The 21613-nt window shown below is 47.4% G+C and carries 30 protein-coding genes; 3 read left to right on the top strand and 27 right to left on the bottom strand.

The window, feature by feature from the left end:
* Window positions 1-112 precede the first annotated feature (112 nt).
* From rpsK to rplC, 24 genes are all read right to left on the bottom strand, one after another.
* The gene (rpsK, locus tag QUA00_RS03770; RefSeq protein WP_332978136.1) at window positions 113-511 is read right to left on the bottom strand and encodes a 30S ribosomal protein S11; all 399 of its coding nucleotides are present in this window, start codon (window positions 509-511) and stop codon (window positions 113-115) included.
* Window positions 512-595: 84 nt separating this feature from the next.
* Window positions 596-979, bottom strand: a complete 384-nt coding sequence (gene rpsM / locus QUA00_RS03765) for a 30S ribosomal protein S13 (RefSeq protein WP_006634981.1) — start codon at window positions 977-979, stop codon at window positions 596-598.
* A gap of 83 nt (window positions 980-1062) precedes the next feature.
* Complete coding sequence (gene rpmJ, locus QUA00_RS03760; RefSeq protein WP_015178722.1) at window positions 1063-1176, bottom strand: 50S ribosomal protein L36; 114 nt, start codon at window positions 1174-1176, stop codon at window positions 1063-1065.
* Between the two features lie 373 nt (window positions 1177-1549).
* A complete protein-coding gene (gene infA / locus QUA00_RS03755) occupies window positions 1550-1774 on the bottom strand; it encodes a translation initiation factor IF-1 (RefSeq protein ID WP_006276978.1) in 225 nt (74 codons plus the stop codon).
* Window positions 1775-2067: 293 nt separating this feature from the next.
* Window positions 2068-2652: an adenylate kinase gene (locus QUA00_RS03750; protein ID WP_333142826.1), complete on the bottom strand. Its 585-nt coding sequence runs from the start codon at window positions 2650-2652 to the stop codon at window positions 2068-2070.
* 5 nt (window positions 2653-2657) lie between these two features.
* A complete protein-coding gene (gene secY / locus QUA00_RS03745; protein ID WP_333142827.1) occupies window positions 2658-3962 on the bottom strand; it encodes a preprotein translocase subunit SecY in 1305 nt (434 codons plus the stop codon).
* A 103-nt stretch (window positions 3963-4065) separates the two neighbouring features.
* Complete coding sequence (gene rplO / locus QUA00_RS03740) at window positions 4066-4512, bottom strand: 50S ribosomal protein L15 (RefSeq protein ID WP_006634984.1); 447 nt, start codon at window positions 4510-4512, stop codon at window positions 4066-4068.
* Window positions 4513-4658: 146 nt separating this feature from the next.
* Entirely contained in the window at window positions 4659-5207 is a 549-nt protein-coding gene (gene rpsE / locus QUA00_RS03735; protein WP_190745441.1) for a 30S ribosomal protein S5, read from the bottom strand.
* Window positions 5208-5369: 162 nt separating this feature from the next.
* Window positions 5370-5732, bottom strand: a complete 363-nt coding sequence (rplR, locus tag QUA00_RS03730; RefSeq protein ID WP_333142828.1) for a 50S ribosomal protein L18 — start codon at window positions 5730-5732, stop codon at window positions 5370-5372.
* Window positions 5733-6048: 316 nt separating this feature from the next.
* The gene (gene rplF, locus QUA00_RS03725) at window positions 6049-6597 is read right to left on the bottom strand and encodes a 50S ribosomal protein L6 (RefSeq protein WP_333039622.1); all 549 of its coding nucleotides are present in this window, start codon (window positions 6595-6597) and stop codon (window positions 6049-6051) included.
* 122 nt (window positions 6598-6719) lie between these two features.
* Complete coding sequence (rpsH, locus tag QUA00_RS03720; protein ID WP_190657976.1) at window positions 6720-7124, bottom strand: 30S ribosomal protein S8; 405 nt, start codon at window positions 7122-7124, stop codon at window positions 6720-6722.
* 22 nt (window positions 7125-7146) lie between these two features.
* Window positions 7147-7692 carry a 50S ribosomal protein L5 gene (gene rplE / locus QUA00_RS03715; protein WP_006634989.1) on the bottom strand — a complete coding sequence of 182 codons (546 nt, stop codon included), beginning with the start codon at window positions 7690-7692 and terminating at the stop codon, window positions 7147-7149.
* A gap of 174 nt (window positions 7693-7866) precedes the next feature.
* Window positions 7867-8229, bottom strand: a complete 363-nt coding sequence (gene rplX, locus QUA00_RS03710; protein ID WP_333057790.1) for a 50S ribosomal protein L24 — start codon at window positions 8227-8229, stop codon at window positions 7867-7869.
* Window position 8230: 1 nt separating this feature from the next.
* Entirely contained in the window at window positions 8231-8599 is a 369-nt protein-coding gene (rplN, locus tag QUA00_RS03705) for a 50S ribosomal protein L14 (protein ID WP_333101805.1), read from the bottom strand.
* Window positions 8600-8687: 88 nt separating this feature from the next.
* Complete coding sequence (gene rpsQ / locus QUA00_RS03700; protein ID WP_006634992.1) at window positions 8688-8936, bottom strand: 30S ribosomal protein S17; 249 nt, start codon at window positions 8934-8936, stop codon at window positions 8688-8690.
* A gap of 38 nt (window positions 8937-8974) precedes the next feature.
* Window positions 8975-9286 (bottom strand): 50S ribosomal protein L29, encoded by a 312-nt coding sequence (gene rpmC, locus QUA00_RS03695; protein WP_333101806.1) that lies wholly within the window; start codon window positions 9284-9286, stop codon window positions 8975-8977.
* 160 nt (window positions 9287-9446) lie between these two features.
* Entirely contained in the window at window positions 9447-9866 is a 420-nt protein-coding gene (gene rplP, locus QUA00_RS03690) for a 50S ribosomal protein L16 (protein ID WP_333408718.1), read from the bottom strand.
* 115 nt (window positions 9867-9981) lie between these two features.
* The gene (rpsC, locus tag QUA00_RS03685; RefSeq protein ID WP_006634995.1) at window positions 9982-10710 is read right to left on the bottom strand and encodes a 30S ribosomal protein S3; all 729 of its coding nucleotides are present in this window, start codon (window positions 10708-10710) and stop codon (window positions 9982-9984) included.
* A 114-nt stretch (window positions 10711-10824) separates the two neighbouring features.
* Window positions 10825-11184, bottom strand: a complete 360-nt coding sequence (rplV, locus tag QUA00_RS03680; protein WP_015178707.1) for a 50S ribosomal protein L22 — start codon at window positions 11182-11184, stop codon at window positions 10825-10827.
* 98 nt (window positions 11185-11282) lie between these two features.
* A complete protein-coding gene (gene rpsS / locus QUA00_RS03675) occupies window positions 11283-11564 on the bottom strand; it encodes a 30S ribosomal protein S19 (RefSeq protein ID WP_006634997.1) in 282 nt (93 codons plus the stop codon).
* Between the two features lie 113 nt (window positions 11565-11677).
* A complete protein-coding gene (gene rplB / locus QUA00_RS03670; RefSeq protein WP_333057787.1) occupies window positions 11678-12541 on the bottom strand; it encodes a 50S ribosomal protein L2 in 864 nt (287 codons plus the stop codon).
* A gap of 175 nt (window positions 12542-12716) precedes the next feature.
* Window positions 12717-13025: a 50S ribosomal protein L23 gene (locus tag QUA00_RS03665; RefSeq protein WP_006634999.1), complete on the bottom strand. Its 309-nt coding sequence runs from the start codon at window positions 13023-13025 to the stop codon at window positions 12717-12719.
* Window positions 13018-13650, bottom strand: a complete 633-nt coding sequence (gene rplD, locus QUA00_RS03660) for a 50S ribosomal protein L4 (RefSeq protein ID WP_190657994.1) — start codon at window positions 13648-13650, stop codon at window positions 13018-13020. The genes QUA00_RS03665 and rplD overlap by 8 nt, the downstream gene beginning before the upstream one ends.
* Before the next feature lie 190 nt (window positions 13651-13840).
* Window positions 13841-14476, bottom strand: a complete 636-nt coding sequence (gene rplC / locus QUA00_RS03655) for a 50S ribosomal protein L3 (protein WP_333039608.1) — start codon at window positions 14474-14476, stop codon at window positions 13841-13843.
* Between the two features lie 431 nt (window positions 14477-14907).
* On the opposite strand from rplC, the gene QUA00_RS03650 reads away from it, so the two are divergent.
* From QUA00_RS03650 to QUA00_RS03640, 3 genes are all read left to right on the top strand, one after another.
* Window positions 14908-15384, top strand: coding sequence for an NAD(P)H-quinone oxidoreductase subunit N (locus tag QUA00_RS03650; RefSeq protein ID WP_333142829.1), 477 nt, complete (start codon window positions 14908-14910; stop codon window positions 15382-15384).
* 118 nt (window positions 15385-15502) lie between these two features.
* Entirely contained in the window at window positions 15503-16108 is a 606-nt protein-coding gene (locus QUA00_RS03645; RefSeq protein ID WP_333408717.1) for a VWA domain-containing protein, read from the top strand.
* Window positions 16109-16176: 68 nt separating this feature from the next.
* On the top strand, window positions 16177-16680 hold the full coding sequence (locus tag QUA00_RS03640; RefSeq protein WP_333101808.1) for a salt stress protein, Slr1339 family: 504 nt from the start codon (window positions 16177-16179) through the stop codon (window positions 16678-16680).
* 351 nt (window positions 16681-17031) lie between these two features.
* Here the strand turns inward: QUA00_RS03640 and QUA00_RS03635 are convergent, their stop codons facing one another.
* From QUA00_RS03635 to ltrA, 3 genes are all read right to left on the bottom strand, one after another.
* Window positions 17032-17571, bottom strand: coding sequence for a dCMP deaminase family protein (locus QUA00_RS03635; protein WP_333101809.1), 540 nt, complete (start codon window positions 17569-17571; stop codon window positions 17032-17034).
* Entirely contained in the window at window positions 17568-18893 is a 1326-nt protein-coding gene (locus QUA00_RS03630) for a thymidylate synthase (RefSeq protein WP_333408716.1), read from the bottom strand. Before QUA00_RS03630 ends, QUA00_RS03635 begins: the two co-directional genes overlap by 4 nt.
* Window positions 18894-19157: 264 nt before the next feature.
* Window positions 19158-20873, bottom strand: coding sequence for a group II intron reverse transcriptase/maturase (ltrA, locus tag QUA00_RS03625; RefSeq protein WP_445252009.1), 1716 nt, complete (start codon window positions 20871-20873; stop codon window positions 19158-19160).
* Window positions 20874-21613: the final 740 nt, after the last annotated feature.

The following is a 21613-nucleotide window of genomic DNA, read 5'->3' as shown; positions in this document are numbered from 1 at the left end:
CCTGAATGGATTTCGGATTTTGGATGGACGGGGCAACAGTTAGAAGCATTAGTTTTTGACTTTAAGCAGTTAGCCATTATCCAAAATCTAAAATCTAAAATCTCAAATCGTTTTAGACTCTACGCCGCTTGGGAGGGCGACAGCCGTTGTGAGGAATTGGGGTAACATCTCTAATCAGGGTAATTTCCAGTCCCGCCCCTTGCAGCGCCCGAATAGCAGTTTCTCGACCTGCTCCGGGTCCGCTCACCATTACTTCTATTTGGCGCATTCCTTGGTCATTGGCTCTGCGGGCAGCACTTTCTGCTGCTGTTTGAGCTGCAAAGGGAGTGCCCTTTTTAGCTCCTTTAAAACCGCTGGAACCTGCGGATGCCCAGGATATTACTTCGCCGTTGAGGTCGGTAATAGTTACAATCGTGTTGTTAAAGGTAGACTGGATGTAGCCTACCCCATTGGGTACATTCCGTTTCTGCTTTTTTGCACCAGATTTCTTGCCTGTTTGTGGTCGCGCCATATTAGTCTCTTTAACGTTTCTCTCAACTAATGTCCCGAAGCGCTAGGAGCCAGCAGCCCCCAGCGTATTTTTCCCAAAAAGATGTTACTTCTTGGAAGGAGCCTTTTTCTTGCCCGCAACTGTTCGGCGGACGCCACGACGGGTTCTGGCGTTGGTACGGGTTCGTTGTCCCCGCACCGGCAGACCCAAACGGTGACGCCGACCGCGATAAGTTCCGATGTCCATCAGGCGCTTGATGTTCATTGACTCCCAGCGCCGGAGGTCTCCTTCGATTTGGTATGTTGTTTCTACATGAGCCCGCAGAGCTGTCACGTCGGCCTCTGTTAAATCCTTGACGCGAGTGTCAGGATTTACGCCTGTTGCAGCGATAATTTTTTGGGCCCGCGACAAGCCTATTCCGTAAATGTATGTCAGACCTATTTCGACGCGCTTATCGCGTGGAAGGTCTACCCCGGCAATCCGTGCCACACTTTTTGTCTCCCTAGTTTTCCTGTTTGGCTACAATGTTCAATTAGGATGCACCTGGGTGCAGTGCCCAATCTTCTTTTTTTCTAACCTTGGCGTTGTTTGTGTTTCGGGTTAGTGCATATCACCATCACTCGACCGCGACGGCGGATGACGCGACATTTCTCACAAATTTTTTTGACAGATGCTCGAACTTTCATCTTTCTTCCTGCCTGGAGAACCCCGCTCTACCGGAGAACAGGCACGCTGGGACTGCCCGTAGAGCGGTGGGAGGAGAGGCTGGGCAAGGTGTAGACCTCTCCTCGATTAAATTGTATAAAGTGCGGGTTGTTTCATGAAGGAGCCCGCTTGCACCCACTCCCATTGCTGGGGTAAAGTTCGCCTGCACAAAACAAAAATGTTGGCGAGCGATACTTTTACGGCGTAGCAATGACTTAACCCGGTACACCGGTGGGTTGTTGACGCCCTTCTCGGCAACACTACAAACGTAGCATTATAGCATAAATTTGAAGCTTTTTACCAAATTCTCTCTAATTAAACTTAGAATTAGTTTTTAGAAAGTTTTATCTAAGCCTATTTTTTCCGAAGGCGATAAGTAATCCTGCCTTTGGTCAAGTCGTAGGGAGTCAATTCGACTTTGACGCGATCGCCAGGCAGAATTTTGATGTAGTTGCGGCGGATCTTGCCGGAAATGTGAGCTAGCACGTTAAACCCATTATCTAGGTCAACGCGAAACATCGCATTCGGCAGGGATTCCGTCACTGTCCCTTCCATTTCAATTAAATCTTGCTTAGACAATTTGGTATTTACCTCAACTCTACATTTGATTAACTAGGAGTGTCCCGGCGTGAGCCTCAAAACCTATTTACTGGTAGGAGTCCAACGGGAACGGGGGGCAATAATTAGGGCGCCTCGTTCGACTTCTTGACTCAACCAACGGATCGCTTTAGCTTTACTTGAGTAAAGTTGTGGCAATTAGTATCGAGTTCAATCCGGTCTCTAGCAACCCTCACAAAACCTGATAGCACAAAAAGCTCCTAGTTAACATATCTTAGCAAAAGCTTGTGAGTAACAAGCTGTATTGAGAGGGTTCAAGAGTCGATCGAGAGAGATTGTTGCAGTTCTGCGGTGACTAATTCCATTGCTCGATCGCCATCAACCGCAACTAACTGTTGGCGGCCGCTGTAAAAATCAATCAAAGGCTCAGTTTGTTCGCGATAAACTTGCAACCTGCGGCGGATCGTCTCCTCATTGTCATCCTGCCGGCCCCGCGACAGCAGGCGAGACACCAAAATGTCGTCAGGCACGTCAAGATTAACAGCTTTGAGACCCGATTTTGGGTTGGGTGTACTCCCCTCGGCACCGCTAAGCTCCAGCAGCAGTTTGTCTAAAAAAGTTGCCTGGGCGACTGTGCGGGGAAAGCCGTCAAGAATCCAGCCCGCATTAGCGTCCGGTTCATTCAAGCGTTCCTGCACGATATCCATCAGCAATTGGTCGGGAACCAACTCACCCCTGTCCATGTAAGCTTGCGCCTTTAGACCCAAGGCAGTTTTCGCCACCACGCAGGCGCGCAGGATTTCGCCCGTAGAAATGTGGGGTATTTTCCAGAGAGCGCCTAATATCTGAGCCTGAGTTCCCTTTCCCGCCCCTGGAGGCCCCATGAAAATAAATTGCATTGCGATTACTTCACCATTCCTTCATATCGTTGGGAGATGACGTAAGTTTGAATTTGCTTAGCAGTTTCGATCGCCACACCTACTAGAATCAGTAGGGAAGTTGCGCCAAAACCTCTAAAAGTTTGCACGCCGATCGCGCTTTCTACAGCAGTTGGTACAATGGCCACCAGACCGAGAAAAATCGCTCCCAAGAAAGTCAAACGGTTCAAAACCTTCTCCACATAATCACTCGTTTTCTGACCCGGACGAATTCCAGGAATGCTGGCGCCCATTTTTTTCAAGTTCTGAGACATATCTACGGGGTTGACAATCAACGAAGCGTAGAAATAGCTGAAGAACAGAATCAAAGTCAGATAAAACAGCGCGTAAGCCCAAGGCGTCGGCCCGTTCGGACTCAAAACATTAGCAACTTGAACCAAAAACGGGTTATTGAGAGACTGAGCGAGGAAAGAAGGCACAATCAACACCGAAGATGCAAAAATAATCGGCATCACTCCGCCTTGATTCAAGCGCAGGGGCAGATAACTCCGGCTCTCCCGATAAACTTTGCGGCCGACTTGGCGGCGGGCCGAAATAATCGGAATGCGGCGAGTACCTTCCTGAACAAAAACAATCCCGACAATCGTCACCAAAAAGACCAGCAGCAGAACGACTACACGGCCGACAACTTGCGTGTCCCCACTTTGAGCCAATTCAAAAGTTTGTCCCAAAGAGCGCGGCAATACCGAGACAATATTGATAAAAATCAGCAGCGAGGCTCCGTTCCCGATACCTCGCTCCGTCACCACTTCCGATATCCACATCACAAACATGGAGCCGGCTGTCAGAGCCAAAGCAGTTTGTGCTATGAATAAAGGCGATGGAGATTGAGCAAAAGGGCTGACCCAAATCGCAATGCCAATACTTTGCAAAATTGCCCAGCCCAAAGAAACGTAGCGAGTAATTTGAGAAATCTTGCGCCGCCCTGCTTCTCCTTCATTTTTCTGCAACTCTTCTAAGCTTGGCAGAGCCGCCGTTAGAAGTTGCACAATAATTGAAGCATTAATGTAGGGCAAAATCCCCAGCGCGAAAATCCCCAAAGCTGACAAGCCACCTCCTGAGAACAAATCCAAAAAGCCAATTAAAGGGCTATTTTCGACGTTTTGGGCAAAGGCGACTCGATCGATGCCGGGGACTGGCAAGTGGACACCCAGGCGTACTAAAATCAGTAAGCCAATGGTTACGAGGATGCGGCCTCGTAAACCAGCAGCTTGAGCCATCTGCATGAACGTCTCTTGTGCAGTTGGCGCTTTCTCTCTACTAACGTCCATAGTTACGATTTGGGATTTTAGATTTGGGATTTTCGACTAAATCATTTTCTGATAGCAAGAAGAGAGGATTTGAGATTTGGACATACTCTCAAACCTCAAATCTTCACGCAACTAATTCGCAACTTCCGCCTGCAGCTTCAATTTTTGTGCGAGCACCTGCGGTAAAAGCCGAGGCGCGCACTTGCAAAGGTACATTCAGTTCACCATCTCCTAAGATTTTCAGCGGCCCATCGTCTGTGGTGACAATTTTGGCTTGGATCAAAGAGGTGAGAGTAACTTCGGTGTTTGCTGGCAGCGATGCTAATTTACTTACATTAATGGTAGTGTACTCTTTCCGGTTCACTAGAGGGAAGCTTTTCAACTTGGGGAGACGGCGGTAGAGAGGATTTTGACCTCCTTCAAAACCGGGTCTAGTGCCGCTACCGGCTCTAGATTTTTGACCGCGCATCCCTTTGCCGGAGCTCGCGCCTTGACCGGCAGAAATACCTCTGCCCAAGCGTCGGGGGCGCTTTTGGGAGCCTGCTTTGGGTCGGGCGTCTTGCAATCTCATAGTTTTAGTAATTGGTAATTGGTAATTGGTATTTAGAGAGGGGGTACGCAGTAGTTTTGAGTGCGTGAGTTTTGAGTTGCGGATTTTTTTATTTTCACCGCAAGCACTTAACACTCAAAACTTACAGTTTCCCGTTCTCGCGTGCCCTAACCGTAGAGATTTTCTACTGGAATTCCGCGCTCTTGAGCAACTTCGGACAAGGTGCGGAGGGTGGAGAGGGCATTGACTGCGGCTCGGGCGTTGTTTAAGGGATTTCCAGAACCTAGCTGTTTGGCTAAGATATTGCGGACTCCTGCGAGTTCGAGAACAGTTCGCACTGCTCCCCCTGCAATTACCCCGGTTCCCGGAGCGGCCGGTCGCATCATCACTTTAGCTCCGCCACCGTCACCGTTGATGGGGTGAGGGATGGAGTTAGATTTGGTGAGGGGGACTTCAATTAGGTGCTTTTTGCCGTCAGCGACGCCTTTTTTAACGGCACCGATTACGTCGCTAGCTTTGCCGACTCCTACTCCAACTTGACCGCGTTCGTTGCCGATAATGACTATGGCGCGGAAGCTGAGTTTTTTACCACCTTTGACTACTTTGGTAACGCGCCGAATCTGAACAACCCGTTCTTGCCATTCGGATTCTTTTTCGCGCCCTTTGTTGTTGCTGCTGCTTTTTTTCTTGTTGCGCTGTTCTTTTTGTTCTGCCATAGTTTTGTCCTGTGGGAATTAGTAATTGGTGAAAGGCGATCGGCAAGTGGTAATTGTTTGAGTAAAAAGTAAAAATAGAAGAAATCTGGATTTTGCCTTTTAACTTTCAACTTTTGACTTTTTACTTTTTAATTACTCATTACCCGCTACCCATTACCCCCTCTAAAAGTCTAACCCGGCTTCGCGAGCTGCTTCTGCGAGGGCTTTGACACGACCGTGATAGAGGTTGCCCCCCCGATCGAATACGACTTTGACTATGCCAGCGCTGGAACAGCGTTTGGCAATCAACTGACCGACTTGCACGCTCGCGGAGCAGTTGCCGCCAGAACTGAGAGCTGACTTCAATTCGGGATCGAGGGTTGACGCAGCAGCCAAAGTGTGCTGGGCGGTGTCGTCGATTACTTGGGCGTAGATGTGCTGATCCGATCGAAATACCGCTAGTCTGGGACGTTCGGAGGTGCCGAACACCTTGCGCCGAACACGGCGGTGTCTGCGCTGGACTGATTCTTTGCGAGTAAGCTTCATATAAATACTCGGTAAATGGGAAACGAGCGAGTCTTTAGACCTGAGAGAGAAATGACACTTCGGATTTGCTCCTCGGAGCCTCCCTTGCGGGGTGATGTTAGCTTCGCCAATGTTTTAAGAGCTTTTTAGACTTGCAACACTATCTCAGTGACCTTAAGACTGTTTAGTTGCAAATGACAGAGCAGGGAACTAGCTACGCATTCTCCCGGTGTCGTGACTCCAAAAACGTAGACCTCGAAAGTCTTAGGCTGGTCAGTATGGCTTGCGGGAATTGCCCCTACAAGCGAGCGTGTCTTTAGACCTGGGTTACTGACTGTTACTTCTTACCTGTTTTGCCTGTTTTACCAGCTTTGCGACGGACAACTTCGCCGCTGTAGCGAATGCCTTTTCCCTTGTAGACTTCGGGCGGACGCACCGCACGGATGCGGGCTGCTGTATTGCCTACGAGTTCTTTGTCAATGCCGGAGACAATGACGTTGGTGTTGCCTTCAACTGCCATTGTGATGCCTTCTGGAGGGGGCATTTCAACGGGTTTGCTGTAACCGACGTTTAAAATCAGGTTCCGTCCTTGAACCTGTGCCCGATAACCTGTGCCGATAATTTCGAGCCGCCGCTGAAAACCTTGAGATACACCTTCGACCATGTTGGCGACTAGGGTGCGGCACAAGCCGTGCAGTTGTCTGGCGACGCGAGATTCGTCTCGACGGGTAACGAGTAAAGTCTCGCCTTCAATTCCCATGAGGATTTCGGCTGGGATAACTCGGGAAAGTTCACCTTTAGGGCCTTTGACGGCTACTTTTTGACCGTCTAGGGTGACGGTGACTTTCGTGGGGATGCTAATCGGACGCTTGCCAATTCGCGACATAGTTTTTTGTCCTTTGTTTTTAGTTATTAGTCCTTGATTATTAGTGCTTAGTTATTAGTCCTTAGTGATTGATTTTTGAGTCTGTTGCCAACGACCAGTGACTAATGACTAATGACTAATGACTACCAAACATAACAAAGCACTTCACCGCCCAAACCTTGGCGTCGAGCTTCTCTATCCGTCATAATGCCGCTGGAGGTAGAAATAATGGCTATGCCAATTCCGCCTAACACTCTGGGCAATTCTTTACGGTTCGAGTAAACGCGCAGTCCTGGTTTGCTGACTCGCTTAAGTGCCGTGATAATGGGCTTGCGAGTTTTACCTTTGTACTTTAGAGAAAGCACTAAATGTCGCTTGACCCCTTCTGCTTCTGCTTCTTCAAATTCGCCGATGAAGCCTTCACTTTTGAGGACTTGGGCGATGCTGCGGGTCATTTTTGTAGCTGGAATTTGCGTTGTTTGGTGGCGCGCCATGCAAGAATTGCGAATGCGCGTCAACATATCTGCTATGGTATCGTTAGCTGCCATCTTTTGCTTCTTACTCTAGTGCTTAGTTGTCCCGGAACGGCATTCCCATTTCTTTAAGCAAGGCGCGTCCTTCTTCGTCGGTGTTTGCTGTGGTGATAATTGAAATGTCCATGCCTCGAATTTGATCGATGCGGTCATATTCTATTTCTGGAAAAATTAGCTGTTCTCTCAGACCCAAGCTGTAGTTGCCGCGCCCGTCGAAGCTTTTGGGGCTGATGCCGCGGAAGTCACGGATTCGGGGGAGTGCGAGGTTGATCAGCCGATCGAGAAAATCGTACATCCGATCGCCGCGCAGCGTCACCATAACGCCGACGGGTACTCCTTTGCGGATTTTGAAGCCTGCGATCGCTTTTTTCGCCCGCGTCACCACTGGTTTTTGACCGGTGATGATGCCAATTTCGTTGATCGACGAATCCAGTGCCTTAGCGTTTTGAGATGCTTCTCCCAAACCGCGGTTCACTGTGACTTTGACGAGTTTGGGGACCTGATGGATATTAGTATATTTAAACTGATCCATCAGTGTGGGAACGATTTTTCCTTGATAAAGAACCTTGAGTTTGTCCGGCATAGTTTTTGTGTTTCGTTAACTGTCCCTGGGCTTGGTCAGGGAATTATTAGTTGTCAGTTGACTGTTGTCAGTTGTCCGTTGTCAGTTGTCCGTTGACTGTTGTCCGTTGACTGTTGTCAGGAAAGCATTTGTCTAATGACTAATGACTAATGACTAATGACTAATGACTAATGACTAATTATCGATGATTTCTCCAGTTTTTTTGAGCTGTCGCAGTTTCCGGCCATCTTCGCTAAATGTATAGCAAACGCGGCTAGCTATTTTTTCTTTTTCGGAATAGTGCATGACATTGGAGCTGTGAATGGGAGCCTCAAACGTGAGTATTTTCCCGGACTCTCCCTCTTGCTGGGGCTTGACGTGCTTGGTTCTGATGTTTACACCTTTAACAATTACTTTGCTGACTTTAGGATATGTCTTTAAGATTTCTCCGACTTTTCCTTTCTCTTTGCCAGTAATTATTTGCACGGTGTCGCCTGCTTTGACGTGCATTCTGTAGCGCTGCGGCTCGCTAGTTGGTTTACCCTTTTTTCCGTACATTTTAAAGTACCTCCGGGGCTAAGGAAACGATTTTAGTAAAGTTTTTGTCGCGCAGTTCGCGGGCGACGGGACCGAAGACGCGCGTGCCTTTGGGGTTGCCGTCTACGTTGATAATAACGGCGGCGTTATCGTCAAAACGAATGCTCATGCCACTGTCGCGGCGCAAACCTTTGCGGGTTCTGACAACGACGGCCCGAACGACATCTGATTTTTTGACGGCCATATTGGGGATGGCGTCTTTGACGACGGCAATGATGACATCGCCGACTCCGCCGTAGCGACGGTTGCCGCCTCCCAATACGCGGATGCACATCAGTTTGCGGGCTCCGCTATTGTCGGCGACATTGAGGTATGTCTGGGGTTGAATCATGGTGATTGTTGACTGTTAACTGTTGACTGTTGACGGCTAATTGATTAATCAAGTACCGATCGGGCGATCGCGAGATCGCAATTAACTGTTAGCCGTTTTTTGTCCCGAAAATCTCAGCAACCGTCCAACGTTTGGTTTTGCTCAGTGGTCTAGTTTCAGTGATGCGAACGCGATCGCCCGATTTGCACTGATTTTCTTCGTCATGAGCTTTGTAGCGCTTGGTGCGGACTACGATTTTGCCGTATTTGGTGTGGGAGGAGCGGTTTTCGATTGCTACCACGACGGTTTTATCCATCTTGTCGCTGACTACTACGCCAACTCGTTCTTTAATTGCCATAGCTACCTATTTTTGTTGTGCAATTGACTTTTTTTTAGCTACTGTGCGATCGTCGGCTCGGCTGCTTCTGACTCTTGGCTGACTGCTGCGGTTGCAGCAGGCTGTGCTACCTGTTTAGCTGCGGCTGATTTTGCTGCTGCTTCTTTCTCAGCAACGATTTGGCGCTCGCGTTCAACTGTCATCAATTGAGCTAGGCGGTGTTTGGCGTGCTTGAACAGGTGAGGCTTTTCCATGCGGCCGGTAGCTTGCTGGAGCCGCAATTCCATTAGTTGGCGCTTGACGGCTAAAATTTGCTCTGCTACTGCGGCATCGCTTAATTCTCTAGCTTCTTTAATCTTGGTCAAAGACATAATTGTGTGCTTTCTCGTTAGCGAGCGGTATGACAGAAGACAGAATTGTCTCGCTTGGCTGAAGGTCGAAGGAAAGAAAAGTTATGAAAGCCAGATTTTAAATTGCTGTAGCCGTTTAAAATGCTGATTAATACAGACCTAATTCTACCTTCGCTCTTCGCTATGACTGGCCTTCTTCGCGAGTGATGAACTTGGTTTTAATTGGTAATTTGAAAGATGCCAAACGCATTGCTTCGCGGGCAGTTTCTTCAGTTACGCCGCCAATTTCAAACATTACCCGGCCCGGTTTGACCACGGCAACCCAAAACTCGGGTGAGCCTTTACCAGATCCCATCCGGGTTTCTGCTGCGCGCTCGGTGACTGGTTTGTCGGGAAAAATGCGAATCCAGATTTTGCCGCCCCGGCGGATATAACGGGTCATGGCGCGCCGTCCGGCTTCTATTTGGCGGGAAGTAATCCAGGCGGGTTCGACTGCTTGGAGCGCGAAGTCGCCAAAGCTAACTGTGTTGCCGCGGGTGGCAACACCGCTCATTCGCCCGCGCTGTTGTTTGCGGAATTTGGTTCTTTTAGGGCTTAACATGGCGAAAGGGAGTTGGGTAATTGGTAATTGGTAATTGGTAATTGGTGATTGCTAATTGCTAATTGGTTTGGAACAACTGACAATTAACAAGTGACAACTAACAGTTAACAATTAGCTAGCCTTCGTTCGATCGATCTTCAAAGTTCTGGCGACGGCGCTTTTGTTTGGTGCGGGGCACTGCTGCATTTGGTGCAGCCTCTTGTTCCTGTCCGGGAATAATTTCGCCTTTGAAAACCCAAACTTTAATGCCCAGAATACCGTAGATGGTTTGAGCAGTGCAGTAGGAGTAGTCGATGTCAGCCCGCAGCGTGTGCAAGGGGACTCTTCCTTCGCGCGTCCATTCGGTACGGGCGATTTCTGCGCCGTTGAGGCGTCCGCTGACTTGAATTTTGATGCCTTGGATGCCGACTTTTTGGGCGCGGGTGATTGCTTGGCGGACTACTCGGCGGAAGGATACGCGCCGTTCTAGTTGCTGAGCGATGTATTCCGCGATCAGTGTGGCATCGGCGTCTACTCGCTGAACTTCGACGACGTTGATGCGGATTTGGCGGTTGCTACCGAGTTGCTGCTGCAAACCGACGCGCAAGGTTTCGATGCCTGCTCCGCCGCGGCCTACGACAACGCCTGGTCTGGCGGTGAACACTTCTAGGTCGATTTGATCGGCTTTCCGCTCAATTTTGACCGATGAAATGCCAGCATTGCTGAGGGTTTTACGAACGTACTTGCGAATTTTATAGTCTTCTTGCAAGAGTTCTGGATAGTTTTTGGGATCGGCAAACCAGCGAGAGCGGTGCTCTTGGGTAATGCCGAGGCGAAAACCAATTGGATGTATTTTTTGGCCCATAATAGTTGATGAGTTAATTGGTAATTGGTAATTGGTAATTGGTAATTGGTAATTGGTGATTACCCATTTTTTTCAACTTTAAGCTGTTTATTACCTATTACGTTTTTCCCTGGTTTAGTTTTCTAGGAGCGGAGCTACTACTACGGTAATGTGACAGGTTGGCTTCCGAATTTGGTAGGCGCGACCTTGAGCGCGGGGTCTAAAGCGTTTGAGGACTGGGCCTTGGTCTGCGTAAGCTTGAGACACTACTAGCTTGGATTTATCCAATCCTGCGTTGTGTTCGGCGTTGGCTACTGCCGATCGCAAAACTTTGACGATTGGTTCGCAGGCGCGGTAGGGCATGAATTCGAGTAAAATCAGCGCTTCTTGATAGCTTTTGCCACGAATTTGGTCGAGGACTCGGCGCACTTTGAAGGGGGATGTTCTGATGTAACGGGCGATCGCCTTAATTTCGGATGTGGTATCTATAGCCATTTCGATTTCGGTAATTGGTAATTGGTAATTGGGCAAAAGGTAATTGGTAATTGGTAATTTTTTTTTTCCGACTACCTATTACCTGTCACCTAATTCGGCTATCTTTTCGCCTTTTTATCACCACTTTTCGCGTGACCTCTAAAGGTGCGAGTGGGGGAAAATTCTCCGAGTTTGTGACCTACCATTTGGTCTGTGAGGTAGACGGGTACGTGCTGTCTGCCGTTGTGAACGGCGATCGTGTGACCTACCATTTGGGGCAGGATTGTGGAAGAACGCGACCAAGTTTTAATTACTTGTTTTTGGCCGGCGGCGTTGAGTTTTTCGATTTTTGTCATCAGAGCATCTGCGACAAAAGGGCCTTTTTTTAGCGATCGAGACATGATTTTTTTAGTAATTCAGGAGTCATTAGTCAGCTTTCACCAGTCATTTGTCATCAGTCCTCAGTCATTAGTTAGCAGTTAATAACTAAGCACTGAAGACTGCTGACTGATGACTAGCTTTGTCTGCCGCCCTTGCCGCGCTTGGAAGCTTTGCGGCGACGCCGGACGATTAAAGCGTCGCTGCGCTTGTTTTTGCGTCGAGTTTTTGCACCCAATGCTGGTTTACCCCAAGGAGTGACAGGCCCCGGACGTCCGATGGGAGCTCTGCCTTCGCCACCGCCGTGCGGGTGGTCTACCGGGTTCATGACGCTACCGCGAACGGTGGGTCTGCGACCTTTCCAGCGGGTACGACCTGCTTTGCCGAGGCTGATGTTTCTGGCGTCGGTGTTGCCGACTTGACCGATGGTGGCGTAGCAGTCGGCGCGGACTTTGCGCTGTTCGCCGGATGGCAGTTTGAGGGTGACGTAGCTACCTTCTTTTGCCATTAGCTGAGCGCTGGAGCCGGCGGAGCGAACGATTTGTCCGCCTTTTCCGGGTACTAGCTCGACGTTGTGGATGCTGGTACCGAGGGGAATGTTCTTCAGGGGGAGGGCGTTACCGATTTCGATCGGCGCGTCTGGGCCTGAGACAATTACTGTACCGACGTTTAAGTTGAGCGGGTGCAGGATGTACCGTTTTTCGCCGTCTTTGTAGAACAGGAGGGCGATGCGGGCGTTGCGATTGGGGTCATATTCGATCGCCTTGACGGTAGCGGGAATGCTGTGTTTGTCGCGGCGGAAGTCAATGTCTCTATAAAGCCGTTTGTGACCGCCTCCCCGGTGGCGACAGGTGATGACGCCTCGGTTGTTGCGGCCTTGTTTGGTGTGCTTGTTGCTGGTTAGAGACTTTTCTGGCTCTGATCTGGTAATTTCAGCGAAGTCCGAGACGGTTTGTTCTCGGGTGCTGGAGGTATAAGGTCGGTAAGAACGGATGCCCATAATCGATCTATTTTAGATTTTGGATTTTGGATTTTGGATTTGACGTTTATCGATTTTAGATTTTAGGTTGAAGATTGGCGATCTTTGGTTAACTTACGAGTCTTCTGGTTCGAGAATTTTCACCAGTTAACCGCAATTTAAAATCTAAAATCTAAAATCTAAAATCCAAAATCGTCTAGACTTCTGGGAATAGGAGTTTGCGGATCGAGTCTCCGTCGGTCAGAGTTACGGTTGCTCGCTTGTAACAAGGTTTAAAGCCGACGAATTTGCCAACTCGACGCTTTTTGCGCGGCGGGTTTTGGGTGTTGACGCCGATGACTTTGACCTTAAATAGTTCTTCGATTGCAGCTTTGATTTGAGGCTTGGTCGCTTTGGGGGCTACGTCGAATGTGAATTGATTTAATTCCATCATTCGGGTAGCTTTCTCGGTGAGAATCGGACGCTGGATCAAATCTGCGTAGTCGCGGGGGTCGATTTTACTCACCGTAAATCTCCTGAATTTTAGCTATGGCTGTAGATGTGACGATAATTTTGTCAGCCGCGAGAACGTCGTAAACATTCAGGGAGGTTGCCAAGATGACGTTTACTAATTCGATGTTGCGTCCTGATAAGTAGACGTTTGGTTGCGGTTCTGGCAAGATTAACAGAACTTTTGTATCGGGTTCGATGCCCCAGCGGGCGATCGCACTCAGCAATTCTTTGCTTTTGGGTCTCGGAAATTGCTCTGCAAATTCTTCAACCACAATGATGTCTTCGGTGCGACTTTGGAATGCTGTCCGCAAAGCGAGACGGCGTTCCTTTTTGTTCATTTTGACTTCAAAGTCTCTCGGTTTTGGCCCGAAGATGACACCGCCGCCCCGCCACAGCGGAGAACGGATAGAACCTGCTCTGGCTCGACCCGTGCCTTTTTGACGCCAGGGTTTGCGGCCACCGCCTCTGACTTCCGATCGAGTTTTGGTGCAAGCATTTCCTTGACGAGCGTTATTCAGTTGCCGCGTCAATGCTCTGTGAACGATGTGAGACGCATTTTCTTCTTTGGCTACGCGCAGTTCTAAAGTTGTTTCCCCAACTTCTTCGCCTTGCCAATTTCGGACTACACAATTAACCATATCTTTTGTCCTTTGTCTGTTGTTAGTTGTCTGTTGTTAGTTGTCTGTTGTCTGTTGTCTGTTGTCTGTTGTCTGTTCTCAGGTCTTAGTTTTCAGCTCTTAGTTTTCAGCTTTTAGTTCTTAGTTATTGCTTGCTACTAACGGCCAACCACTATCTACTGACTGCTGACTACTGACTAATGACTACTGACTAACGTCCTACTTTTTTCTCAGGCACAACATTGACTAAGGCGCCAGCTTTGCCGGGAACTGCTCCCTTAATTAGCAGCAAATTCTGCTCTGTATCCACCCGGACAATTGTTAGTTTGCGGACGGTGACTTGAACGTTGCCCATACGTCCTGCCATTCTTTTACCGGGATAAACGCGACCAGGAGTAGTTCCAGGCCCGATCGATCCAGGCTCGCGGTGGTTCTTGGAACCGTGAGACATGGGGCCTCGTTTAAAGTTGTGGCGCTTTTGAAAACCTGCAAAACCTTTACCGATGCTTGTACCGATGACATCTACTATTTGTCCCGGTGTAAAGGTATCTGCTTTTAGTTGTTGACCTAATTCAAATGAACTGGTGTCTTCCAATCGGTATTCCTGCAAGTGGCGCAGTGGATTCGCCCCCGACTTGGCAAGGTGTCCTAGTTCTGGCTTGTTGAGAGCCTTTGGTTTGACTTCGTTGTATCCAACTTGAACGGCACCGTAGCCGTCAGTTTGTTTTGTTTTGATTTGAGTTACTGTACAAGGCCCTGCTTGTATGACGGTGACGGGGATGGCTCTCCCTTCGGCGTCAAACACTTGAGTCATGCCTAGTTTAGTGCCAAGAATGCCTACAGACACGGATTTTCTTCCTTTTATTTACGCAAGAGGTTTCGGATTGCGAAATTTACGTCAATCCGCTTGCTCTTGTGCAGAAACATTTATTTCAGTGTTCCTGCAATTAACTGTTATCAACCAACAGCCTTCCTCGGTGTTTAAAATTTGAGTTTTAAATTTGGGAGCGAGCTTGTGGAAGTCTTGCAAGGGTTGAGATTCGCGGCTTTTTACCGACTCTATCTCCGAGTTTTGTCTCGGTCTTGCTTGTTTGCGCCAGGACTTGAGCAGCAAACTACTCAGTATCCTTTACGGCGACAATTCACAATAGTACATGAAGTGTTTGCCGTTTGTCAAGGCCGGGATGAGAATTTTTCGGCTCAACTTTAGGATTTATAATATTTCCAGCTCGCAAGCAGCGATCGACCCAATTTTGATACAGCAGGAAACACAAATTTATGGGACTGATTACGACGGGATCTGATCTGATTCGGGATTTGGAAAAGTCGGGGTCGCTGGCCCTGTACGTTCCTTTAGAGGGAGGATTTGAGGGGCGCTACCTCCGCAGGCTGAGGGCTGCGGGCTACGGTGGGTACACGATTTCGGCGCGGGGTTTGGGTGATTTGGCGATGTATTTGACCGGGGTTCACGGGGTGCGGCCGCCGCATTTGGGCAAGAAAACTACTGGCAATGAAGGGGCTGTGGGTTATACGTACTACGTGCCGCCGATTTTGCAAACTCAATTAGACAATTTGCCACCTAAAGCAAAAGGACTGGTGCTGTGGATTATTGAAGGGCAGATTTTGTCGAGTCAGGAGATTGAGTATTTGACTGTTTTGCCGACGTTAGAACCGCGAGTTAAAATAGCAGTTGAGATGGGGGGCGATCGAGCTTTTAGCTGGAAGCCACTTAAAGATGCTTTAGTTGCAGCTTAAATTCCGGTATTTGCGATCGCAAATCAACTAAAAAACGCAGCGAGCAACTAAAGCTCAACAGCTTCTGCTCGCTGGTTTTGCTATTTTTGGGAAAAACTTAATTAACAGGAAAAATCTTATGCTTCAGAACCGCGATTATACCATCATCATTGACAAAAGCGGCAGTATGTACACCAAAGACCAGATGGGCGGTAAAAGTCGGTGGGCGCTCATGCAAGAATCGACGATCGCATTGGCGAATAAATGCGAAGAACTCGATCCTGATGGCATAACAGTTTATGTGTTTTCCGGTCGCTTCAAGCGCTATGATAACGTAACAGCAGCTAAAGTCGTGCAAATTTTCCAAGAAAACGAACCTTCGGGAACTACGAATTTAGCTGCTGTTCTGCAAGACGCCCTGAACAGTTATTTTCAGCGCAAAGCATCCGGTAAGACCAAGCTAAATGGGGAAACAATATTAGTGGTGACGGACGGGGAACCGGACGATCGAAAAGAAGTGATGAAAACGATTATAGAGGCTTCTCGGAAGCTCGATCGAGATGAAGAGTTGGCGATTTCTTTCATTCAAGTAGGGAATGCGCCGGAAGCTACTAAGTTTCTCAAGATATTGGATGACGAACTGCAAAGCGCCGGGGCTAAATTCGATATCGTTGATACTGTGACGATGGATGATATTGAAGGAATGACCCTGACAGAGGTATTGCTGAATGCAATAACTGATTGAGGAGGCGCGCGTCACGCGATTATATTTGTGCCAATTAGCCCAGCAGCATTTTTTAAGGGGTTTAAGTTATGGAATCTATCGATCGCCTGTTAGGTGAACTTAAGGCAGAGTATCAAGCATCTCAAAAAAATGCTGAGTTGAAAACTCAGGCGCCGGTGCCAGCACAAGCGCCTGTGCCACAAGCTGCAGTGCCGTCAAATCAAACATTTAAAACATCAGATATAAATTTGTATGCTGGTTCTTTGGATAAGGATTTAGCTCAAATTAAGGCTGAGTACGAAGCGCAAAATCAAGCTCAGGAAGTGGCTTCACAGCAACCGCTTAAGGCTGAGCACGAAGCGCAAAATCAAGCTCAGGCAGTCGCTTCACAGCAACCGCAGCCAGCAGAAAAAGTCGCGGGGCAGTTGGAGGTACAAACGCACAGACAGAAAGTTAGGCAAGCTCAGGTTTGGCTGAAAAAGTTGGATAAGAATTCCGATGAGGGATATTGGTTCGATCAGTTTGCTTTTAAGTATTCTTCGAGGATAGATGCGGCGATCGACTATTTGCAAGCTGTGAATGAGTTTGATTGATTCAACTACACGGTATTCACAATTTCTAATGCCGTTTTTTGGTTAATTGCCATCTCTATTTTTTGTAAGGACACGGCAGTGCTGTGTCTTTGCAAAGGGTAAAATAAATATCATATCATGTCTGATCGAGCGATTAAAAGGGCGGGTTTTTGAGATTGTCAATTATTGGCAGATATTTTTGGTGAACCCGCCCCTACCGTATTAGGGACCGGACATAATATCCTGTGTATCACGCGGGATTTAGGATACGGCACTGCCGTATCCCTCCAAATTGTCAGCAAATAAATATCATTTATAGGAACACAGCACATTTATTTCCTGTGGCTGCGACAACCACGTGGAGGATTGATCCTATACTAAATTTTTGGCCACAGATGTAGGATGCAACAAAAACAAAGCGGCTTTTTTGGCTGTATCTTCAGATAGCAGAATTTGTTTTAACTCAACAATACCTTCACTGATAAAAGTATCTCTCAAAGCAGCTTTTTCTCCGCTGTTAAAACTCGTTTCGTAAAACACTTCTCGAATTCCAGCCGCAATGACTAATTTCAAACAATAGATGCAGGGTTCTAAGGTGACGTAAATACTAGCCCCAGCAGTAGATATACCGTGTTTAGCAGCTTTGGCGATCGCATTTGCTTCCGCATGAACCGCCCTTGAGGGCAAAGTTTTGCTGGCGTCGCAACTACTCAAACCAGGATAGCAGAAGCCTTGAGTTGTACAGTGTGCCGAACCTGACGGCGAACCGTTGTAACCGGTTGCTAAAACTTGCCTGTTTTTAGTTATCACCGCGCCTACAGGAAAAGCCAGACAAGTCGATCGAGTAGCGGCCAATTTTGCCAACATTAAGAAGTATTCGTCCCAAGTCGGTCTTTCTTCTTCTAAATTCATCGTCTATCCTGGATGTATTGCTTGCTCGTTTTCAGACACTCGGCAGCCTTTTGCAATTCTATTCCCAAATAACCAATATGCTCGCCTTTGATGGCAGGGGAAGCCGCACAAATTTCTCGCACTAACTTGAGAGGGTTTGTTCCAGAATAACAGGTGACAACTTCGCCGCTGCCGGGAGTGGTTTGCGTGACAACTATTTGATTGTCGGCTACTTCAACTAAAAAATTGCCTGCTGCATCGAAAAAGTCTCGATCTTCGCAGATTTTAGCATATTGGGTTTGAATTAGTCGATCGGCATTTTCAAAGGTATCGTCATACAAGTGAGCCGATTGACTCAGCGTTACCAACGGGCCCATCGTCAAATTATAATCGGAACGCCTCGCAATTTCATCTCGAATGTGCTGCTGCAAAGCCCGCAAACCCATTGCATTGGCCGGCCACGCCGCAAACATATCGTTACTGCGGAGAGTTGCAGTTAGCGATATTTCACCGTCTACAACTCGCACCCAAATATGATTTAAACAAGGACTGCCGCTGTGCTGGTGGTCGGAGGAACCGTCAGGTCTTCTGTTAATATTTCCGCCCGCATCCCACAAACTAATTACAGCACTTGCTGCATCAATTTCCTTAATTAGTTTGGCAATAACTTCTTCTATTTGATCGCGTCCAAACCACGACCGCATCCGCTGTGCGTAGGTATATTTAATGCCTTCGTTATACGGGGCATCTTCGAGCATTTGCGGTTTGTACTGTTCGAGGAAATCACGGTCTATTGGTAAGTAATTCGGTTCAGGAAAATAGAACTCTGCAGGTTCATCTGTAATCACTGCCATTAAGTCGATTAATTCTTGCCACTGTCCGTCGTAACCAGTCGGCCGCAAGGTGCCGGTGGTCTTAATTCGGTGGATGATTTTTACCCAAGTTTCGGCGATAGTTTTGCCTTCGATTCTGTGTCCGTATTTCTGGCCGGGGAGTACAGTCGGGACGATTTCGACTAACGGAAAAGTTACGGGTTCTCCCCAAGGTTCCACAGATTCTTTTTCGGAAAAAGACTTGACAAAGGTCACTGTGTCGGCTATATTTTGGGCTTCTTTCCATTCTATTGAATGACGCAATAGTTCTAAGGCTTCTGCCGCTATTTCAATATCAATGTAGCCAAATATTGAAGATTTAATTAGCCAGCAATCTCTACCAGTATCGCTTTTTCCCGCTTCAAAGCCGTTGCGAAAAAAGTCGAGTAAGCACGCGGCAGCACCGGAGTTGCTGTCTTCTTTGGTAGCGTTGAGAATTACTAAAAAGCGGACGTGGGGATTGCACAGCAAGTTTCTAATTAAGAAGTTGATGCCGCGAGTAGGAGAGTATAGTTGTCCGATGACAGCAAACTCGTTGGGTTGTAATTTTTTGCCGTTAGCGCAGCCCTTGGAAAGGATCGCACTTTTTACTGTCCAGCCGCTGACAATGGCTGTTTGCCCCGTTCCGTTAGAGTCGATAGGAGCGTTACCACTCCTACCTCTCCTTCAGAGCCGGACGTGAGACTTTCACCTCATCCGGCTCCTTGATAATTCCATCCTTGTTATGGATACGATTCAAAACGGGTTACTGTCATAGTTCTTTTGGAGGCAACTATCGTTCGCCGTCTTTGTGTCGTGGCAATGTCTATGTAAAAGTTGAAGATTATCATAGGTGTTTTTTCCACCACTCGAAATCGGATTAACATGATCAACTTCTACAATATCCGTACTGGTAAAGTACGAACCACAGTGTGAACAGATACCCTTTTGTTTCTTGATTAAAGATGCAACTCTTTTAGGTGTATCTGGGCTTTCGCCACGTCGCTTACTCCAGTAAATCCAGTCTCCATCAAACGGACTAGCAACACCCTTGACTTTTGTATGCCTGACGATTGGCGTATTTGCATGGGTGAGTAATTCCAATCCATTCTCGGTACTGAAACACCAATTACGGTCGCCTGACTTTCGCCAATATTTCTCGATATTGATGTTCCCTTTTCCCCTGGTTTTTGCCCAAGCTCTTAATTTTTCCCATGTTAGATGGTCAACTTTTGAGAAGGTATCCTTACTAACGACTGTGGAGTAATAGTTTGACCATCCCCCGACGATTGGATTCAGCTTGCTAATCAGGGCTGCTTGGGGGGCAGTTTTATGGGTGTCTATTACTTCGGCAATCTTGGTTAGATGTAGCTTTACCTTGGCTTTTGAAGGGGTGATTAGTGTTTTAAAACCTAACGGGATTCCGTTTGAACTATTGGCGCTACGGTAGTTTCCTACTTTGTGCTGCTGTACATGGAATCCTAGAAACTCAAACCCAACATTACCGTTAATTTCAATAAGGGTGTGGGTTAATTTTGTTTTGGTTGGTTTTAATTCCAATCCCATATCATTCAACCACTCTGCTATGATCTCTTGACATTTCTTGATTACGTTTAAATCCTCATGGATTATCACAAAATCATCAGCGTAACGGATTAGGCTAAGGGCGAAGCGATTTCTCGTTTTATCCCCTTTCCATGTCTCTGCGTACTGTTTCACTCTTTCTTCCATACCATGTAAGGCAATATTTGCAAGTAAAGGTGAGATCACCCCGCCTTGTGGTGTACCATCATTGGTAGGGAATAAAGAACCCTGGTCACAGTACCCTGCCTTGAGCCAAGCTTTCAGTTGTCGGTTTAAGGTAGGGTATGTATTTATTTTTGAGATCAATGCTTCATGGTTTATACGGTCAAAGCATTTAGCTATATCAGCATCTAGCACATATTTGGCTTTTTGGTTGATACAGTTGTATATTGCTCCAATCGCATCGTGACAGGAACGCCCTGGTCTAAAACCATAACTGTTAGGCTCAAATTTTGCCTCCCATTCAGGTTCTAACGCTAGCTTAACTAGGGCTTGCAAAGCGCGGTCGTTGATTGTGGGTATTCCTAATGGTCTAGTTTCAGTCGTTCCAAGCTTGGGAATGTTTACCCTACGAGTGGGTTTTGCCTTACCTGTTAGCTTCAACTTTCCTGCCAGGTTACTACGTTGCTTTGGGGTCAACGATTTAACGCCATCCACGCCAGCCGTATTTTTGCCCTGGTTGTCTTGTGTTACCCTACGAACTGCGATACATTTTGCAGACCAAGACCTAATCAGGGTCTTCTGAAGTTTGCGAACTGCTTTAACATCACCACGTTCACTCGCTTGGAATATTCTCTTTTGCAACTTAAAAGTTACCCTTTCTAGCTTGCGCCAATTCAGGTCTTTCCACTCCACCGTCTGATTGTTCAGCGTATTAGATTTATTCATTGCTAATTGTTTTATTCCTTTGGAATTACCGTGTATCCGTCAGCATATCCTTACCATTACAGCAAGGCATTCGCTTCTGATACAATCCCGCCCCCAACTATCATTCGTTAGCTACTTACTGGTTATCGACCTTTCCCAGAGATAATTAGGGGTTACTTCGTTCCGATTACACATTGATTGAGTCTTTAGCGTGATACTGTCCACCGGGATTACGGGCAGTGCTTATAAGTCAGATTTGCAGCTACTTATGCCCTATCCTTGCCTTTTGGCTTGGTGTTAATCAGTCTTTACCGCGTTTTTCAACGGTTTTATCCATGATTTAGCCATTACACCATTTCAATTAACGATGGTTCAAACGCATCTTTGCTTTCGCTACGCATGGACTCTTGCTCGACAGTTACCGGGTTCGGCTCCTAGTAGTTCTGCCTTTTATCCCCGCTTTAGTCTAATGGTTGCTACCCAATAAACTAGGGGATATGCTTTCACCGCTGCACTTGCGGGATAGGACTTGACTCACAGAGTCTCACCTACAAATGTAACCAGTTATCACCAGTCTCATCAACTGGGCTAACCTTCCCATAAGCTTTTTAGCTTATTTTAGGTTAAACGAATCGCACACAAATTAACTGATTTGGTTTGTATAGGGGTTTGTACTCAAATTTATTGATGAGATTTGTGGCTGTCATGGTTTACCGTTTTTTGCACCGCGTACTACTATATCAATAGTTTGGAGGGTTTGA

The organism is Microcoleus sp. T2B6 (assembly GCF_036700475.1).
Taxonomy (GTDB): Bacteria; Cyanobacteriota; Cyanobacteriia; order Cyanobacteriales; family Microcoleaceae; genus Microcoleus.
This window is presented reverse-complemented; position numbering and strand designations above follow the sequence as displayed.

What these genes read in the sequence shown, in the direction of transcription:
- rpsK (WP_332978136.1), bottom strand. Translation starts at nt 511, where the DNA reads ATGGCGCGACCACAAACAGGCAAGAAATCTGGTGCAAAAAAGCAGAAA.
- rpmJ (WP_015178722.1), bottom strand. Translation starts at nt 1,176, where the DNA reads ATGAAAGTTCGAGCATCTGTCAAAAAAATTTGTGAGAAATGTCGCGTC.
- QUA00_RS03750 (WP_333142826.1), bottom strand. Translation starts at nt 2,652, where the DNA reads ATGCAATTTATTTTCATGGGGCCTCCAGGGGCGGGAAAGGGAACTCAG.
- secY (WP_333142827.1), bottom strand. Translation starts at nt 3,962, where the DNA reads ATGGACGTTAGTAGAGAGAAAGCGCCAACTGCACAAGAGACGTTCATG.
- rplO (WP_006634984.1), bottom strand. Translation starts at nt 4,512, where the DNA reads ATGAGATTGCAAGACGCCCGACCCAAAGCAGGCTCCCAAAAGCGCCCC.
- rpsE (WP_190745441.1), bottom strand. Translation starts at nt 5,207, where the DNA reads ATGGCAGAACAAAAAGAACAGCGCAACAAGAAAAAAAGCAGCAGCAAC.
- rplR (WP_333142828.1), bottom strand. Translation starts at nt 5,732, where the DNA reads ATGAAGCTTACTCGCAAAGAATCAGTCCAGCGCAGACACCGCCGTGTT.
- rplF (WP_333039622.1), bottom strand. Translation starts at nt 6,597, where the DNA reads ATGTCGCGAATTGGCAAGCGTCCGATTAGCATCCCCACGAAAGTCACC.
- rpsH (WP_190657976.1), bottom strand. Translation starts at nt 7,124, where the DNA reads ATGGCAGCTAACGATACCATAGCAGATATGTTGACGCGCATTCGCAAT.
- rplE (WP_006634989.1), bottom strand. Translation starts at nt 7,692, where the DNA reads ATGCCGGACAAACTCAAGGTTCTTTATCAAGGAAAAATCGTTCCCACA.
- rplX (WP_333057790.1), bottom strand. Translation starts at nt 8,229, where the DNA reads ATGTACGGAAAAAAGGGTAAACCAACTAGCGAGCCGCAGCGCTACAGA.
- rplN (WP_333101805.1), bottom strand. Translation starts at nt 8,599, where the DNA reads ATGATTCAACCCCAGACATACCTCAATGTCGCCGACAATAGCGGAGCC.
- rpsQ (WP_006634992.1), bottom strand. Translation starts at nt 8,936, where the DNA reads ATGGCAATTAAAGAACGAGTTGGCGTAGTAGTCAGCGACAAGATGGAT.
- rpmC (WP_333101806.1), bottom strand. Translation starts at nt 9,286, where the DNA reads ATGTCTTTGACCAAGATTAAAGAAGCTAGAGAATTAAGCGATGCCGCA.
- rplP (WP_333408718.1), bottom strand. Translation starts at nt 9,866, where the DNA reads ATGTTAAGCCCTAAAAGAACCAAATTCCGCAAACAACAGCGCGGGCGA.
- rpsC (WP_006634995.1), bottom strand. Translation starts at nt 10,710, where the DNA reads ATGGGCCAAAAAATACATCCAATTGGTTTTCGCCTCGGCATTACCCAA.
- rplV (WP_015178707.1), bottom strand. Translation starts at nt 11,184, where the DNA reads ATGGCTATAGATACCACATCCGAAATTAAGGCGATCGCCCGTTACATC.
- rpsS (WP_006634997.1), bottom strand. Translation starts at nt 11,564, where the DNA reads ATGTCTCGATCGCTAAAAAAAGGCCCTTTTGTCGCAGATGCTCTGATG.
- rplB (WP_333057787.1), bottom strand. Translation starts at nt 12,541, where the DNA reads ATGGGCATCCGTTCTTACCGACCTTATACCTCCAGCACCCGAGAACAA.
- rplD (WP_190657994.1), bottom strand. Translation starts at nt 13,650, where the DNA reads ATGGTTAATTGTGTAGTCCGAAATTGGCAAGGCGAAGAAGTTGGGGAA.
- QUA00_RS03650 (WP_333142829.1), top strand. Translation starts at nt 14,908, where the DNA reads ATGGGACTGATTACGACGGGATCTGATCTGATTCGGGATTTGGAAAAG.
- QUA00_RS03645 (WP_333408717.1), top strand. Translation starts at nt 15,503, where the DNA reads ATGCTTCAGAACCGCGATTATACCATCATCATTGACAAAAGCGGCAGT.
- QUA00_RS03640 (WP_333101808.1), top strand. Translation starts at nt 16,177, where the DNA reads ATGGAATCTATCGATCGCCTGTTAGGTGAACTTAAGGCAGAGTATCAA.
- QUA00_RS03635 (WP_333101809.1), bottom strand. Translation starts at nt 17,571, where the DNA reads ATGAATTTAGAAGAAGAAAGACCGACTTGGGACGAATACTTCTTAATG.
- ltrA (WP_445252009.1), bottom strand. Translation starts at nt 20,873, where the DNA reads ATGAATAAATCTAATACGCTGAACAATCAGACGGTGGAGTGGAAAGAC.